Origin of the sequence: Bacillus sp. 1021 (genome assembly GCF_014534735.1) — a bacterium.
GTDB classification, from domain to species: domain Bacteria; phylum Bacillota; class Bacilli; order Bacillales; family Bacillaceae; genus Bacillus; species Bacillus siamensis.
The window spans coordinates 82026-97060 of the sequence record NZ_JACVSR010000004.1; the positions used below are offsets into that span (position 1 = coordinate 82026).

General features: G+C 47.4%; 17 protein-coding genes and 1 other annotated feature. Of the genes, 12 read left to right on the plus strand and 5 right to left on the minus strand.

The window, feature by feature from the left end:
• Positions 1–5: 5 nt before the first annotated feature.
• Positions 6–255: a binding site (T-box leader), on the plus strand.
• Positions 256–343: 88 nt separating this feature from the next.
• On the plus strand, positions 344–508 hold the full coding sequence (locus ICW23_RS14940; RefSeq protein ID WP_016936867.1) for a tryptophan RNA-binding attenuator protein inhibitory protein: 165 nt from the start codon (positions 344–346) through the stop codon (positions 506–508).
• Positions 509–893: 385 nt separating this feature from the next.
• Here ICW23_RS14940 and ICW23_RS14945 read toward each other — a convergent pair whose 3' ends face one another.
• The gene (locus tag ICW23_RS14945) at positions 894–1787 is read right to left on the minus strand and encodes a cation diffusion facilitator family transporter (RefSeq protein WP_016936865.1); all 894 of its coding nucleotides are present in this window, start codon (positions 1785–1787) and stop codon (positions 894–896) included.
• Positions 1788–2215: 428 nt separating this feature from the next.
• Here ICW23_RS14945 and ICW23_RS14950 point away from each other — a divergent pair, with 428 nt between their 5' ends.
• From ICW23_RS14950 to ICW23_RS14965, 4 genes are all read left to right on the plus strand, one after another.
• A complete protein-coding gene (locus ICW23_RS14950) occupies positions 2216–2836 on the plus strand; it encodes a nitroreductase family protein (RefSeq protein WP_188154716.1) in 621 nt (206 codons plus the stop codon).
• 24 nt (positions 2837–2860) lie between these two features.
• Positions 2861–3799, plus strand: coding sequence for a ring-cleaving dioxygenase (locus ICW23_RS14955; protein ID WP_016936863.1), 939 nt, complete (start codon positions 2861–2863; stop codon positions 3797–3799).
• A 130-nt stretch (positions 3800–3929) separates the two neighbouring features.
• Entirely contained in the window at positions 3930–4319 is a 390-nt protein-coding gene (locus tag ICW23_RS14960; RefSeq protein ID WP_007609195.1) for a DoxX family protein, read from the plus strand.
• A gap of 179 nt (positions 4320–4498) precedes the next feature.
• Complete coding sequence (locus ICW23_RS14965) at positions 4499–4837, plus strand: thioredoxin family protein (RefSeq protein ID WP_045926308.1); 339 nt, start codon at positions 4499–4501, stop codon at positions 4835–4837.
• Positions 4838–4901: 64 nt separating this feature from the next.
• On the opposite strand, the gene ICW23_RS14970 is transcribed toward ICW23_RS14965, so the two are convergent.
• Positions 4902–5285, minus strand: a complete 384-nt coding sequence (locus ICW23_RS14970; protein ID WP_016936861.1) for a DUF2512 family protein — start codon at positions 5283–5285, stop codon at positions 4902–4904.
• 151 nt (positions 5286–5436) lie between these two features.
• Between ICW23_RS14970 and ICW23_RS14975 the strand changes: the two genes are divergently transcribed.
• The 4 genes from ICW23_RS14975 to tatC all read left to right on the plus strand — a co-directional run bounded on the left by ICW23_RS14975 (position 5437) and on the right by tatC (position 8877).
• Complete coding sequence (locus tag ICW23_RS14975) at positions 5437–5865, plus strand: cell wall hydrolase (protein ID WP_188154717.1); 429 nt, start codon at positions 5437–5439, stop codon at positions 5863–5865.
• Positions 5866–6126: 261 nt separating this feature from the next.
• Complete coding sequence (locus ICW23_RS14980) at positions 6127–7878, plus strand: alkaline phosphatase D family protein (protein WP_045926306.1); 1752 nt, start codon at positions 6127–6129, stop codon at positions 7876–7878.
• Positions 7879–7890: 12 nt separating this feature from the next.
• Positions 7891–8088 carry a twin-arginine translocase TatA/TatE family subunit gene (locus ICW23_RS14985; protein WP_003156681.1) on the plus strand — a complete coding sequence of 66 codons (198 nt, stop codon included), beginning with the start codon at positions 7891–7893 and terminating at the stop codon, positions 8086–8088.
• A 60-nt stretch (positions 8089–8148) separates the two neighbouring features.
• A complete protein-coding gene (tatC, locus tag ICW23_RS14990) occupies positions 8149–8877 on the plus strand; it encodes a twin-arginine translocase subunit TatC (protein WP_188154718.1) in 729 nt (242 codons plus the stop codon).
• Here the strand turns inward: tatC and pcp are convergent.
• Positions 8874–9521, minus strand: coding sequence for a pyroglutamyl-peptidase I (gene pcp, locus ICW23_RS14995; protein WP_045926304.1), 648 nt, complete (start codon positions 9519–9521; stop codon positions 8874–8876). The two genes, tatC and pcp, sit on opposite strands and share 4 nt — an antisense overlap.
• Positions 9522–9592: 71 nt before the next feature.
• Between pcp and ICW23_RS15000 the strand changes: the two genes are divergently transcribed.
• Positions 9593–10720: an aminotransferase class V-fold PLP-dependent enzyme gene (locus ICW23_RS15000; RefSeq protein ID WP_188154719.1), complete on the plus strand. Its 1128-nt coding sequence runs from the start codon at positions 9593–9595 to the stop codon at positions 10718–10720.
• 35 nt (positions 10721–10755) lie between these two features.
• Here ICW23_RS15000 and lmr(B) read toward each other — a convergent pair whose 3' ends face one another.
• On the minus strand, positions 10756–12195 hold the full coding sequence (lmr(B), locus tag ICW23_RS15005; RefSeq protein WP_032864767.1) for a lincomycin efflux MFS transporter Lmr(B): 1440 nt from the start codon (positions 12193–12195) through the stop codon (positions 10756–10758).
• A gap of 37 nt (positions 12196–12232) precedes the next feature.
• Complete coding sequence (gene lmrA, locus ICW23_RS15010; RefSeq protein ID WP_016936853.1) at positions 12233–12799, minus strand: transcriptional regulator LmrA; 567 nt, start codon at positions 12797–12799, stop codon at positions 12233–12235.
• A gap of 176 nt (positions 12800–12975) precedes the next feature.
• Between lmrA and ICW23_RS15015 the strand changes: the two genes are divergently transcribed.
• Together ICW23_RS15015 and estA are read left to right on the plus strand one after the other, a co-directional pair.
• A complete protein-coding gene (locus ICW23_RS15015; protein WP_016936852.1) occupies positions 12976–14091 on the plus strand; it encodes a type II asparaginase in 1116 nt (371 codons plus the stop codon).
• 195 nt (positions 14092–14286) lie between these two features.
• Positions 14287–14931, plus strand: a complete 645-nt coding sequence (gene estA, locus ICW23_RS15020) for a lipase EstA (protein ID WP_016936851.1) — start codon at positions 14287–14289, stop codon at positions 14929–14931.
• Positions 14932–15035 lie beyond the last annotated feature (104 nt).

The window sequence follows — 15035 nt, forward strand, 5'->3', positions numbered from 1 at the left end:
ACGAATGAACAATGCTGAGGAAGAGTAAGTACGCATCAGCGCGCGGGGTTCAGAGAGTCGGTGGCCGCTGTGAACCGATCCCCGTCCGGTGCCGAATGGGCTTCTGAATTGCTGCGCTGAAATGACAGTAGGCGGTGCCGGGATTCTTTCCCCGTTATCAAGAAAGGAGTATTGAAACCGTGTGTTTCTGTACTTTTTGAGTGAAGGCTTTACAGCCGTTAATAAAGGTGGCACCGCGAAAACCTCGTCCTTTGATGGACGGGGTTTTTTTGTATCGTTAAGGAGGTGATGGCCATGGAAAGTGACTGGAGACGGACAAACAATCAAAAAAGGAGGGATATTCATGGTGATCGCCACCGACGATCTTGAACTCACCTGTCCGCATTGTGAAGGAACCGGGGCGGAGAAGGAAGGCGCGCCCTGCCCGAAGTGCGGCGCGAAGGGGGTCATTTTGACGGCTCAGGGAAACACGCTGCTGTATTTTATCAAAAAGCATCTTGATCAGTGAAATCAAACGAAAAAGGCCGTTATCCGGCCTTCAGGCTGTCGAGAAAATCTCGACAGTCTTTATTTTTCCCTTAAAATATCCTGTCATAAAATAAAAGAAAGACTGAAAAGGACGGTGTCTTTCTCATGTGCCACACAAGAAATTCTTCTCAAAACACAGCCGAATTCGTCTGCTTGACCAACTCGTCGAAGAGGATCATTTGCTTCGAAAAATTGATATAAAACATAATCTTTTTCATCGTTGAAAAGTTGCCACATACCCAGCTAAGCAAGGCCAGGCATGCGGGAGTGCTTTTTCTGCACCTGAAATCAAATGAATATGGAAAGAAACAGCACAAAAGAAAAAAGCTTGTAGAGAAACATCATTTTCTCTACAAGCTGCTTTTTCATTCTTCAAAATAAGGATTCACATGGATGAGCACTTCTTCAACATCTGAAAAATGTCTTTTGATTTCATTTCGGATTTCACGGGCTATATCGTGTCCCTGCTTAATCGTCAAATCATGATCCAAAGATAACCGGACATCAAGCAATTTATAGTGGCCGTGTTCTCTCGCTCGGATTTTATCGAGCCGTTTGACTTGAGGACAATGCAAAATAACCGCTTTATATTCCTCTATCAGTTCGGGATCGACACTTTTTTCCATGAGAACGTCAACAGACGGCCTAATTAATTCCATTGAAATCTTAAAAATGAGGTATGCCACGATGACACTGGCAATTGCATCGGCGTACAACAGATAGGACCATCCGCGTGTGTTCCCGATAATCGCCAATAGGACGCCGATAAAAGCGGCAAGAGAGGCAACGATATCGCCTTTATGATCGTATGCAATCGCTATAATCGCTTTACTGTTCCATTTTTCTCCTTGTTTGATCGAATAACGATATAAGATCTGCTTAGCCGCGTAGGATATCAGAGCCGCAAACAATGCGCTGTATTGCGGAACGCTTGGACCTTCAACAAAGGACGAAATCGCTTCTATTAGAATATACACAGAAACGAGCACTAATATGATTCCTACAATTGCTTCGCTGATGACCTCAGCTTTGCCATGCCCGAAAGGATGGTCTTGATCGGGCGGCTTATTAGAAATGCCGATGACGGCCAGGACAGCAATCGAAGCCACGACATCCGCTGCAGAGTGTATACCGTCGGCAAAAACGGCTTCACTATCGCCTATCAGTCCAAAAAAGATCTTTCCTGCCATTAAGATCAGATTGGCTATCAATGCAATCAAAGCGACCTTTTTGCTTATTTGTTCTCTTTCACTTGTCATTTTGTCCTCCTATAAAACTGCGCAAAAAAAGAGGAGCGCTTTTGATTCGCTCTCCGTATCCTTTCTTGTGTAATCACTTTGCTTATCATACCAATTCAGTTTCGAGTGGGTCTATAGCAAGGTTTTTTCCTGTTTACTAATAAATAAGGTGACAGAAAAAAAGTTGGAGCAGGGCTAAACAGTACATAGACAAAATGGCGCTGAATTTAAAAATGAACTGTTGACATTTAAGTATTTATCCTTTATTATTATCTCGAAGTCAAGATATTTTAATTCAAGATAATTTAATTAGAGTGCAGGATAAGAACCTGCCGATCGTTTAAATCGCGAAAAGATCAGTAAGAGAACGTTTCGTTTTTTGATCATATGCTATTTGATTTTTTATACCATAATATCTCGAATTCGAGATAAAAAGGAGTGCGAGAGAAATGACTGAATTTGTACAGCTGGTGAAGGAAAGAAGATCTGCAAGCAACTTTCTTCCAGATCATCCAATCACAAGAGATGAACTCAACGAAATGTTTGAATTGGTTGCGTTGGCTCCATCAGCTTTTAATTTGCAGCATACAAAATATGTGACAGTTCTTAACCCGGATGTAAAAGAAAAGCTGAAGCAGGCCGCAAACGGACAATATAAAGTGTTTAGCTCATCAGCGGTTCTTTTGGTTTTAGGGGATAAGCAGGCATATCAGCAAGCGGCTGACATCTATGAAGGGTTGAAGATGCTGGGGGTATTAAATAAACAAGAGTATGATCACATGGTTCAAGACACCGTTTCGTTTTATGAAAACAGGGGAGAACCATTTAAGAGAGATGAGGCGATAAGAAATGCTTCACTTTCTGCGATGATGTTTATGCTGAGTGCTAAGGAAAAAGGCTGGGACACCTGTCCGATGATCGGGTTTGATGCTGAAGCCGTGAAAGAGATTTTGAATATAGATGATCAATTTGAGGTTGTCATGATGATTACAATCGGGAAAGAAAAAACAGAAAGCAGAAGGCCGCGCGGCTACCGAAAGCCTGTGAATGAGTTTGTGGAGTATATTTAACTATTTGTAAAGGGGCGGATAAAAATGGCTAAAAAAACGATGGGAATCCATCATATTACAGCAATTGTCGGTCATCCTCAAGAGAATGCTGATTTCTACGCTGGAGTGCTGGGGCTGCGATTGGTCAAGCAAACGGTCAATTTTGATGATCCGGCTACGTATCACCTTTATTTTGGGGATGAAGGCGGGAAGCCGGGAACAATCATCACCTTCTTTCCGTGGGCGGGCGCCCGCCAAGGCATCATTGGAGACGGACAGGTCGGCGTGACATCTTACGTCGTGCCGAGGGGTGCTATGGCATTTTGGGAAAAGAGACTTGAAAAGTTCAACGTGCCATACACAAAAATCGAGCGTTTTGGAGAACAATATATAGAATTTGATGATCCGCATGGCCTGCATTTAGAAATCGTGGAAAGAGAAGCAGGGGACGCCAATACGTGGACTTTCGGAGATGTAACCCCGGATGTTGCCATTAAAGGCTTTGGCGGTGCAACCCTGTTATCAGCACAGCCTGAAAAAACAGGTGAATTGTTAGAAAACATCATGGGGCTTGAGCGAGTCGGCAAAGAAGGAGACTTCGTTCGTTATCGTTCTGCCGGTGATATCGGAAATGTGATTGATCTGAAATTAACGCCTATCGGCCGCGGACAAATGGGTGTCGGCACGGTCCATCACATCGCTTGGCGGGCTCAGGATGATGAAGATCAATTAGATTGGCAAAGATTCATTGCTGCGCACGGATATGGTGTAACTCCTGTTCAGGATAGAAACTATTTTAATGCGGTTTACTTCAGAGAACATGGGGAAATCTTATTTGAGATCGCAACTGATCCGCCGGGCTTTGCCCATGATGAGTCACAAGAAACAATGGGCGGGAAATTGATGCTCCCTGAGCAGTATGAACCCCACCGGGCACAAATTGAACAAGGGCTGCTGCCGTTTGAAGTGAGAGAACTAGATTGATTGATAGATGAACGTGAAGCATGAAGAAAAATAAAAAGACATACATTTAACAGATGTTTGCTGGAAGCGGCTGTTGGTAAACAGCTGCCTTGCAGACATCATATAATATGAAAAATAAGGAGAGATAAAAATGGAAGATGCAGGACTATTACTTATTCGAATCATGATTGGTGTGGTGTTTCTGTTTTATGGATCACAAAAACTATTCGGCTGGTTTGGCGGATACGGGATTAAAGGAACCGGACAATGGTTCGAGTCAATTGGAGTTAAACCAGGCAATGCCGCGGCCGCTTTATCAGGTCTCGGGGAACTCGCAAGCGGAATTTTATTTATTTTAGGTGTATTCCTCCCGCTTGGAGCTGCTATCATAACAATCATTATGTTAGGTGCCATTGTAAAAGTCCATGGAGCGAAAGGGTTTGCGAACGGTGCCGGCGGTTTTGAATATAACTTGGTGCTGATTGCAGTTTCCATCGGAGTTGCACTCATCGGTTCAGGAGCTTACGCTTTGCATTTTTAATATAAGGATCTAAGAACAGTTGCTGAAAAGCGGTAACTGTTCTTTTATTTTTCAAGCACAACGTTAAGGTGCTCTGAATAGCAAAAAAGCGGATATGTTCAATATAAATGTGTATAGTGAATGTACGAGTATTGATGGGCTTGGTCATGAAAGACGAGCCGATTTGAAGGAGGGTTTTGATGAAAGAGCTGACAGACTTACATTCATTAGATTCTATCGAGAATTTTATTAAACAGCATCAATTCAGTTTTATCTACATTTCAAGACCCGCCTGTACAGTATGTCACGCTGTTCTGCCGCAGCTCAGAAAGGTATTGGATCAGTTTCCGAATATCAAATTGGGGCATATCAATGCTGACGAGGCAGAAGAGGTGGCCGGCAGATTTTCAGTCTTCACTGTCCCCGTGCTTCTTTTGTTCATTGATGGGACTGAGTTTCTGAGAGAAGCCCGCTTTGTTCATTTTGAACAGCTCGAAGAAAGGCTGAAAAGGGTTTATCAGTTATATCAAGATGTATAAAGCGTTTATACCTTTACAAATAAAAAGCCCCCTTTAAGGGGGCCGTTATCCGGCCTTTTTTGCGTTATTCGGACCGAGGCTCCAAAAAACGTGACCCGCCCAAATCTTTTCTCATCAGATAAATATGGAAAAAATATTCTCCGACCGCGATGATGATAGCGGAAATAAGAGCCGCAAACGCCAGTCTTCCTCCTGAAATGCCCATGGACAGCGGCATTCCCATCAGCCAGACAACAAGAAACGCGATTCCGAAATCAGCGGACGCCGCCGTGATATTATTCCATCTCGGCAGCACGTACAGGTCGCCCGTAAAGTAGGAAACAGCTCCCAACACAATGGTCATCAGCAGTACGTCGCCGAATGTAAAGCGAAAACCTAAGCCGAGTACGAGATACAGAATGATGATGGTCATGATGCCTTTAATGGCAAGCGCTTTAATATGTTCCATGCGAATTCCTCCTTATGGAAATCATGTTAGTATGTTTCCTCATCCCGTGAAATATAAACCTTTTTTTGTGAACATTTGTTTTCTGGCTTTTGGCTGTCATCACTGGGCAACGGCTGAATATGATGAAGGGAGAAAAACGGGAGGTGTCATGATGGCAGTCGTAAAAGCGTCGAGCGCCGATGTCGATCTAATGGCAAGGCTGCTCAGGGCGGAAGCGGAAGGCGAAGGAAAGCAGGGAATGCTTTTGGTCGGCAATGTAGGAATCAATCGGGTGCGGGCGAATTGTTCTGATTTTAAAGGCCTGCGCACCATCAGACAGATGGTGTTTCAGCCGCACGCGTTTGAAGCGGTGACTCACGGATATTTTTACCAAAGGCCGCGCGAATCTGAGCGGAGGCTTGCCCGCCGGAATATTAGCGGAGAACGGTTTTGGCCGGCTAAATTCAGCCTGTGGTATTTTAGGCCGCCGGGAAACTGCCCGCCGACATGGTACAATCAGCCGTTTGTCGCCAGATTCAAATCCCACTGCTTCTATCAGCCGACAGGGGAAACGTGCGAAAACGTGTACAATACATTTTAATCCCGGAGCACCGTTCTTAGAATGAACGGTGTTTTTTAATTTCTTGTGAAGAAAAATAGGAACAAAGTGCGCTTGACGGATGAAAAGCCAAACAGAAACAGAGGGGGTTTTCTCCCGGACGGGAAAGATTTGTCGAAACAATGTGAAAAATGTCTCCCGCCGATCACTTTCCGCCCTTACAAATCCTTCACACTTCTTCATAACGGTTTAACATTTCTTTTCTATAATGGGGGCGATCAATGAGACGAAAGGGGAACTGACATGACACATGACGGCCGTTTAGATGAATGGATCAAGGAATTGGAGAACAAAAGCTTTCAAAACAATACGTTTGACCGCCGCGCATTTATACAGGGCGCCGGGAAAATCGCAGGCCTTTCCCTCGGGCTGGCGATCGCGCAATCCATCGGCGCGTTTGAAGTGAATGCCGCTCCGACATTTTCAAACTATCCGTTCACCCTCGGCGTGGCCTCCGGTGATCCGCTGTCTGACAGCGTCATTCTCTGGACACGTCTTGCCCCGGACCCGCTGAATGGGGGAGGAATGCCGAATCAGGCCGTTCCGGTTAAATGGGAAATCGCCGCAGATGAACATTTCCGCCATGTCGTCAAACGCGGAACGGAAATGGCCAAACCGAATCTCGGACATTCCGTCCATGTTGAAGCGGACGGGCTTAAGCCCAATAAAGTGTACTATTACCGGTTTAAAAGCGGGCATGAGCTCAGCCCCGTCGGCCGGACGAAAACGCTGCCTGCTCCCGGTGCTGACGTATCCGCCATGACGTTTGCGTTTGCCTCTTGCCAGCAGTATGAACACGGCTATTATACGGCGTATAAACATATGGCGAAGGAAAAGCTTGATCTCGTATTCCATCTCGGAGATTACATTTATGAATACGGGCCGAACGAATATGTGGCAAAGACGGGGAATGTCAGGACGCACAGCAGCGCCGAAGTATACACGCTGTCAGATTACCGCAACCGTCACGCCCAATATCGCTCAGATGCCAATCTGAAAGCCGCCCACGCCGCATTTCCGTGGGTCGTGACTTGGGACGATCATGAGGTGGAGAACAATTATGCCAATGTCATTCCCGAAAAAGGCCAATCGGTTGAAGCGTTTGTGCTCAGAAGGGCTGCGGCTTATCAGGCTTATTATGAACACATGCCGCTCAGGCGCATGTCGCTTCCGAACGGCCCTGATATGCGGCTGTACAGGCAATTTTCTTATGGCAATTTAGCGTCGTTCAATGTGCTTGATACAAGACAGTACAGAGATGATCAGGCCAACGGCGATGGGAATAAACCGCCTTCTGATGAGTGGAGAGATCCGAAGCGTACATTGATGGGGACAGAGCAGGAGCAATGGCTCTTCGACAACTTAGCCGCTTCAAAAGCGAAGTGGAATGTGCTGGCCCAGCAAATCTTTTTCGCGCAATGGAATTTCGGAACAACTGACAAGCCGATTTTCAGCATGGATTCATGGGACGGCTACCCGGCGCAGCGGGAGCGGGTCATCAATTTTATAAAAAGCAAAAACCTGAACAATGTCATCGTGCTGACGGGTGATGTTCATGCAAGCTGGGCGTCAAACCTGCATACCGATTTTAATCAAACGAATTCAAAGATCTTCGGAGCCGAATTCGTCGGGACTTCCATCACATCGGGAGGAAACGGGGCGGATAAACGGGCGGATACGGATCAAATCTTAAAACAAAACCCGCATATTAAGTTTTTTAACGACTACCGCGGCTATGTCCGCTGTACGGTGACGCCTGCCCAATGGAGGGCGGATTACAGAGTGGTGCCTTATGTGACGGAGCCGGGGGCTGAGGTTTCCACGCGGGCTTCATTCATTTATCAAAAAGACCAGACGGGAATTCGGAAGGTCTCACAGGCAGCGGTTGCAGGCGGCTTAAAGCAGTCAAATGAGGTGGAAGAGGATCGTTTCTTCGCCCATAACAGTGCGCATGAAAAGCAAATGAGAAAGAAACGGGCCAAAATTTCACAATAAGGGGGCATACTTATGTTTTCAAATATCGGCATTCCCGGGTTAATCTTGATTTTTGTCATCGCTCTGATCATTTTCGGGCCTTCAAAGCTTCCGGAAATAGGCCGTGCCGCCGGCCGCACGCTGCTTGAATTTAAAAGCGCCGCAAAAACACTGGTCTCAAATGAAGAGCCGGACAAGCAGACGGCTGAGAAAGACAAAACGGCAGGCTGAATCCTGACACGGGGGCAGAGATCCGCTTCTGCCCCTTTTTGATATAAGGAGGAAGTACGATTGGATAAAAAAGAAACCCACTTGATCGGGCATTTAGAGGAAGTCCGGCAGCGTCTCATTAAAACCGTTATCGCCTTTCTCGTGTTTTTTATCGGCGCATGCTGGTTTGTGCAGGATATTTATGACTGGCTGATCAAGGATTTGCATGGAAGGCTGGCCGTTTTAGGGCCGAGCGAGATTTTATGGGTGTATATGATGATTGCGGGAATATGCGCCATTACGGCAGCGATTCCGGTTGCGGCCTTTCAGCTCTGGCGTTTTACGGCGCCGGCTTTGACCCCGTTTGAACGCCGCGCCGCTTTGCTTTACATTCCGGGGCTTTCGGTTTTGTTTATTATCGGAATTTCCTTCGGGTATTTTGTACTGTTTCCGATTGTGCTCGGATTTTTAACACAATTATCCGCCGGCCATTTTGACATAGTATTTACGGCGGACAAGTATTTTACTTTTATGCTTAACATGACATTGCCGTTCGGGTTTTTGTTTGAAATGCCTCTGGCCGTCATGTTTCTGACGCGGATCGGGATTGTGAACCCATCCCGGCTGGCAAAGGCGAGGAAGCTTTCGTATTTCATGCTGATCGTCGTCTCGGTGCTGATTACGCCGCCGGATTTTATGTCTGACTTTCTCGTCATGATTCCGCTGCTCGTCCTCTATGAAATCAGTGTGACGCTGTCCCGCATTGTTTACCGAAAGAAGAAATGGGCCGAGACGGCGTCAGCCGCTTAGTGAAGCTCGCCTCCGCCGGTTTCAATATCGTCCTCATGCGCCGCGGCGGTCACCGCGGCGATTTTGAGCGCTTTAGTGATGTGATCCAGGCTGAGGCTCGGCGCGGACTTCTGCAAGGTTTGCTCCGGAATGTACGGGATGTGAATAAACCCGCCCCGGATGTGCGGATGATGGCGGCTGATTTCATCCATCAGCCCGTAAAAGAGATGATTGCATACAAACGTCCCCGCCGTGTAGGATACAGCCGCGGGAATGCCTTCCTTTTTTATTTCTTCAACGATCCGTTTGATCGGAAGGCCGGTCCAGTAGGCCGCGGGACCGCTTTGAGAAATGTCTTCCCCGACAGGCTGATTCCCTTCGTTATCCGGTATGCGCGCCTCATTCAGGTTGATCGCGACCCGTTCCGGCGTGACCTGCATTCTGCCGCCTGCCTGTCCGGCACAGATGATAATGTCGGGCTGATGTTTCTTGATTGCCTCCCGCAGCACGGCAAGGGACTTATAAAAAACGGTCGGCACTTGTTCAGATACGATAGCAGCGGGGCCTTCAGCGGCACCGTCCAGCCGTTTGACCGCTTCCCATGAAGGATTGACCGTTTCCCCGCCGAAGGGGTCAAAGCCTGTCAGCAATACTTTTTTCTCCATCAAAAACCCTCCTTTTCTTTTTACCATACTCTATAATGGACATATATTCCTGCCGAAGGGGGAAACATGCCTTGAATTCGTCTTTGGTGCCATACCGATCTTTATTTCCTGCGCTCCGCACACATACGATGCTCGCCAGCTGCTCCCAAAGCGCTCTTGCCCGGCCGGTTTCAAAAGCGATCAATGACTACCAGGAAAGCCTGCTTCAGAACGGCGGAAACTGGGATGAAGCCATGGGCCGCACGGAGCAGGCAAGGTGTGAATTTGCGAAATTAATCGGCGCTAAGCCTGAAGAAATCGCCATTTTACCTTCAGTAACGGCTGCTGTCTCTGCCGTCGTTTCTGCTTTACCGGATTGCCGAAAGAAACAGGCGGTGTATACGGAATTGGATTTTCCGGCGATCGCCCACATTTTGAAGGCACAGACTGAGATGGAGCTTTCAGTCGTGCCGTCTGAAGATGGAATGATCCCGCTAGAGCGGTATGAGACGTACATATCGGAGCAGACGCTTTTCACCTGTGTGCCCCATGTGTCATATACGTCGGGGTTTGTCCAGGATATGAAGCGCATTGCCGAGATATCCGCAAAGAAGGGATCGCTTCTTTTTGTCGATGCTTATCAATCGGCTGGGCACATCCCGATTGACGTAAAAGAATGGGGAGTTGATATGCTCGCTGCGGGCGCGAGAAAGTATATGCTCGGCATACCGGGAACGGCGTTTCTCTATGTCAGAAAGGAACTTGCCGAACGGCTGAAGCCGAAAGTCACCGGGTGGTTCGGACAGCAGCGGGAGTCGATGCTGGATTTGACCCGTTTTTCTTATGCGGACGGAGCCAAACGCTTTGAAACCGGAACCCCGGCATTTATCAGCATATATGCGGCACAGGCGGCTTTATCCCTTTTAAACGATGTCGGCACAGACCGCATTCATCGGGAAGTAAAAAAACTCAGCGCATTTGCGTATGAATACGCTTTTGAAAAAGGACTGACTCTTACAGGCCCGCCGTCTGCCGATGACAGACCCGGCATGATTTCCATACGGGATGAAAAAGCGGCGGAGACCGCTGCGCTTTTGAAGCGGAAAAACATCATATGCGCACCCAGCGGACAAATCATCCGGCTGGCGCCTCATTTCTATAACACGGCCGATGACCTTATCTGTGCGATTGATGAATTGGCTGAAGCGCTCAAGATATAAAAAAACAGCAGACCCGCGGGGAGTCTGCTGTTTTCTTATGAGTGATTCACTTTGACCCGTTTCATAAAGAAAGCGCTGATCAGACCGATAACGGCGACAATCATCGCGAAGATAAAGGCGTGCTGGACGCCCGCAATCAGCGCGTGAGAGTATGCGGAAGGATCATTCGGGTTTTTCGCGGTGCTCATATAATTCTTCTGGCCGGCAGCCATGATGCTGACTGCCACCGCAGTGCCGATTGCGCCGGCCATCTGCTGGAGCGTATTCATAATGGCTGTTCCGTCCGGATAAAATTCCGGCGGCAGCTGATTTAAGCCGTTCGTTTGCGCCGGCATCATGATCATGGAAATTCCGATCATCAGGCATGTATGAAGCGCGACAATCAGAAGCGCCGTTGAAGCGCCGTTAATGTTTGAGAAAAACGAAAGCACGGTTGCCGTGATGACAAACCCGGGAATGACAAGCCACTTCGGTCCGTATTTATCAAACAGACGTCCCGTTATCGGAGACATAAATCCGTTTAAAATACCGCCCGGAAGCAGGATGAGCCCGGACGTAAATGCCGTCAGCAGCAATCCGCTTTGTAAATACATAGGCAAGAGAAGCATTGTTGATAAGATAACCATCATACAGATAAATACAATCACGACACCGAGAATAAACATCGGATAGCGGAAAGCGCGCAGATTCATCATCGGCTGCTTCATTTTCAGCTGCCTGATGGAGAATAAAATGAGCGCGATCGCACCGACAGTAAGCGAACCGATAACCGTCGGGCTTGACCAGCCGCCTGATCCTTCGCCCGCATTACTGAAACCGAAGACGATGCCGCCGAATCCGATCGTAGACAGAATAATGGAAAGCACGTCAATTTTCGGCTTTGTAATGTCGGATACATTCTGCATGTAGGCGATGCCGAATAAAAGAGCCAAGACGAGAAACGGCAGGGAAATCCAGAAAATCCAATGCCAGTTCAAGTGTTCTAACACAAGCCCTGAAAACGTCGGACCGATTGCAGGAGCAAACATGATGACAAGCCCGATCGTCCCCATCGCCGCTCCGCGCTTATGCGGCGGGAAGATGACGAGGATCGTATTAAACATCAGCGGCAGCAGCAGTCCGGTTCCTAAAGCCTGCACGATTCTTGCCGCCAAAAGAAACGGAAAGCTCGGTGCAAGCGCTGCAATCAGCGTGCCGATAATGGAAAAAGCGAGTGAAACGATAAACAGCTGTCTCGTCGTAAACCATTGCAAAAGCAGACCTGAAACCGGGACAAGAATACCGAGAACGAGCAGATAGCCCGTCGTCAGCCACTGGACGGTCGCGGGAGTGATATGCAGCTCCTTCATCAGGTCGGTCAGGGCAATATTCAGCGCCGTTTCACTGAACATGCCGATAAATCCTGCCATCAGCAAAGAAATCATGATCGGCATAACTTTATATTGTTTGGAAGGCTGAGCGTTTTCCAAAAACATTCTCCTCTCTTTCTTTACGTAACATGTCTCTTGTATTTTATGTCTTCAGCAGGTTGGGGATTTGTTTGGAAATATGGATGATCGGCATTTTGTCTTTTTTTGCTAAAGACAAAATGATGCCGCCTTCTATCATGGCATTTAAAACAGTGCTGATTTCCGCCGCTTTCTCATCGGAAAAACCGGCTGATCTCAATTTGCCGGCGAACAGATTCTCCCATTCCTGATAAGCGCATTGACAGGCCTGCTGGAGCTTTTCGCTCGTTAAAGCCGTCTCGGCAGCCAGTAAACCGACAGGAAACCCTTCGAAATTCTCCGGACATGTGAATTGGCTTGATAAGTCCTGTAAAAACGCTTGAATGCTTTCCGCAGGGTCGGGATAGGCATCAAGGCTTTCTTTTATTTTCATACGGATATAATGGCTCATTTCTTTGACAGCCTCAATGGCGAGCTGCTCTTTGCCGTCCGGAAAATGATAGTAAAGAGAACCTTTCGGCGCGCCGCTTTCTTTAATAATCTGATTCAGTCCCGTGCCGTAATACCCCTGAAGCTGAAACAGCCTGGTTGCCGCAGCGAGGATTTTTTCACGAGAATCTCCATAACTCATAATGTTCCCACCTTACTGATTGATGACAAATTTAAAATATAGTGACTGGTCTATTATCTTGATTTCCCATGACGGTGTCAAGGGTTTTTACAGTTATTTTCTTCGGAAGATTGCCTGACAAGCGCGTTGACCGATGAGAGGGAAATCTTCATAAATAAAGAAAAGGAGAGAAAAGAATGAAAAAACAATTCATGCCATTCATTACATTTATCACGGCTCTATTCTTCATAGCGGCCGGCTGCTCCCAATCTCCTCAGGCGAAAGAAACACCGCACCAGATGGCAGCCTCAGCCTCAGCAAAAAAAGACGGACTGCCGAATATTAAAATTCTTGCCACCGGCGGCACAATTGCAGGCGCTGCTCCTTCAAAGACGTCCGCCACGGAGTACACCGCAGGGGCGATCGGAGTTGATGCCCTGATTCAGGCAGTCCCGGAGATGAAGGAGATCGCGCATGTCAGCGGAGAACAGATTGTGAATATCGGCAGCCAGAATATGAATAACGAGACCCTGCTGAAACTTTCAAAACGGGTAAACAAGCTGCTCAAGTCTGATGATACAGACGGCATTGTCATTACACATGGAACAGACACACTTGAGGAAACCGCATATTTTCTCAATCTGACGGTCAAAAGTGACAAACCCGTCGTGGTCGCCGGGTCAATGAGGCCGTCCACGGCGATCGGAGCTGACGGGCCGTCCAACTTATATAACGCGGTAAAAACCGCGGCTGCGCCTGATGCGAAAGGCAAGGGGACGCTTGTCGTATTAAATGACAGAATCGCTTCGGCGCGATATGTGACAAAAACCAATACAACCGCGACCGACACATTCAAATCGGAAGAAATGGGTTATATCGGTACGATTGCTGATGACATCTATTTTAATAACATCATGACCCGAAAGCATACGAAAGATACAGATTTCCAGATCGATAAACTTGATAAACTGCCGCAGGTCGATATTATATACGGCTATCAAAATGACGGAAGCTATCTCTTTGAAGCCGCCGCAAAATCAGGAGCGCAAGGCATTATTTTTGCAGGCCCGGGAAACGGCTCAATGTCTGATGCGGCGCAAAAAGGCGCCGTAAAGTCGGTCAAAAGCGGGCTGGCGGTTGTCCGCTCCACAAGGACGGGAAACGGGGCGGTAACACCTAATCGAGAGTATGAAAAAGACCATCTGACAGCTTCAAACTCTCTCAACCCTCAAAAAGCGCGGATTCTGCTGATGCTCGCGCTGACAAAAACGCATGACCCTAAGCGGATTCAAACCTATTTCAATGAGTACTAGGAGAAGAGAACCAGGTGTTCTCTCCTTTTTTTGTTTGCCGTATTAAAGTATAAGTGTGCTTTCGGGAAAGGGGCGTCTTTCTCATTTTTCCGCCTCTTTTTCAATTGTTGAAAACAGGAAAAAATACTCTATTTTTTCCTTTTCTTCTCTAATAGAATGAAAATTGCAAAAAATTACATAACAGGAGGAAAGTTCATGAAACAAATCAAAAGCAAAATCCTAGCGATTCTTACAGTCTGCATGCTGTCCGTCATTTCCGTATTTGCCTTCCAGCCGACCGTATCGAAAGCCTCCTCAGAGCATAACCCGGTTGTCATGGTCCACGGAATCGGCGGGGCGTCCTTTAATTTCGCGGGAATCAAAACGTACTTGGCATCCCAAGGCTGGTCAAGAAATGAGATGTACGCCATTGATTTTCTGGACAAAACCGGAAACAACAGACACAATGCACCGAGACTGTCAAATTACGTGAAAAAAGTGCTCAGCGAAACGGGCGCGAAAAAAGTCGATATCGTCGCGCACAGCATGGGCGGCGCCAACACGCTCTATTACATTAAAAATCTTGACGGCGGGGACAAAATCGCAAACGTCGTCACACTCGGCGGAGCGAACGGTCTTGTGACCAACAGAGCGCTTCCGGGAACTGATCCGAACCAAAAGATTTTGTATACATCGATTTACAGCTCAGCGGACTTAATCGTCATGAACCCGCTGTCACGGCTGATCGGCGGGAAAAACGTGCAGATTCACGGTGTCGGGCACATCGGACTTTTAATGAACAGCCAAGTAAACGGGCTGATTAAAGAAGGTCTGAACGGCGGCGGACAAAATACAAATTAACCGTTTCAAAGCCCCGGAGAAAGAGAATCTCCCGGGGCCTTTTTTTCTTCCAAATTCTTTTTTAGCCGTAAACCAAGCCCTCTGAAGTTATTTTTGTTAAAATA

Excerpts from the sequence above, each read along its gene's own strand:
- lmrA (WP_016936853.1), bottom strand. The coding sequence starts at position 12,799 with ATGAGTTATGGAGATTCTCGTGAAAAAATCCTCGCTGCGGCAACCAGG.
- ICW23_RS14945 (WP_016936865.1), bottom strand. The coding sequence starts at position 1,787 with ATGACAAGTGAAAGAGAACAAATAAGCAAAAAGGTCGCTTTGATTGCA.
- ICW23_RS14965 (WP_045926308.1), top strand. The coding sequence starts at position 4,499 with ATGAAAGAGCTGACAGACTTACATTCATTAGATTCTATCGAGAATTTT.
- ICW23_RS14955 (WP_016936863.1), top strand. The coding sequence starts at position 2,861 with ATGGCTAAAAAAACGATGGGAATCCATCATATTACAGCAATTGTCGGT.
- pcp (WP_045926304.1), bottom strand. The coding sequence starts at position 9,521 with ATGGAGAAAAAAGTATTGCTGACAGGCTTTGACCCCTTCGGCGGGGAA.
- ICW23_RS14975 (WP_188154717.1), top strand. The coding sequence starts at position 5,437 with ATGGCAGTCGTAAAAGCGTCGAGCGCCGATGTCGATCTAATGGCAAGG.
- ICW23_RS14960 (WP_007609195.1), top strand. The coding sequence starts at position 3,930 with ATGGAAGATGCAGGACTATTACTTATTCGAATCATGATTGGTGTGGTG.
- ICW23_RS14950 (WP_188154716.1), top strand. The coding sequence starts at position 2,216 with ATGACTGAATTTGTACAGCTGGTGAAGGAAAGAAGATCTGCAAGCAAC.
- estA (WP_016936851.1), top strand. The coding sequence starts at position 14,287 with ATGAAACAAATCAAAAGCAAAATCCTAGCGATTCTTACAGTCTGCATG.
- ICW23_RS14980 (WP_045926306.1), top strand. The coding sequence starts at position 6,127 with ATGACACATGACGGCCGTTTAGATGAATGGATCAAGGAATTGGAGAAC.
- ICW23_RS14985 (WP_003156681.1), top strand. The coding sequence starts at position 7,891 with ATGTTTTCAAATATCGGCATTCCCGGGTTAATCTTGATTTTTGTCATC.
- ICW23_RS14970 (WP_016936861.1), bottom strand. The coding sequence starts at position 5,285 with ATGGAACATATTAAAGCGCTTGCCATTAAAGGCATCATGACCATCATC.
- ICW23_RS14940 (WP_016936867.1), top strand. The coding sequence starts at position 344 with ATGGTGATCGCCACCGACGATCTTGAACTCACCTGTCCGCATTGTGAA.
- ICW23_RS15015 (WP_016936852.1), top strand. The coding sequence starts at position 12,976 with ATGAAAAAACAATTCATGCCATTCATTACATTTATCACGGCTCTATTC.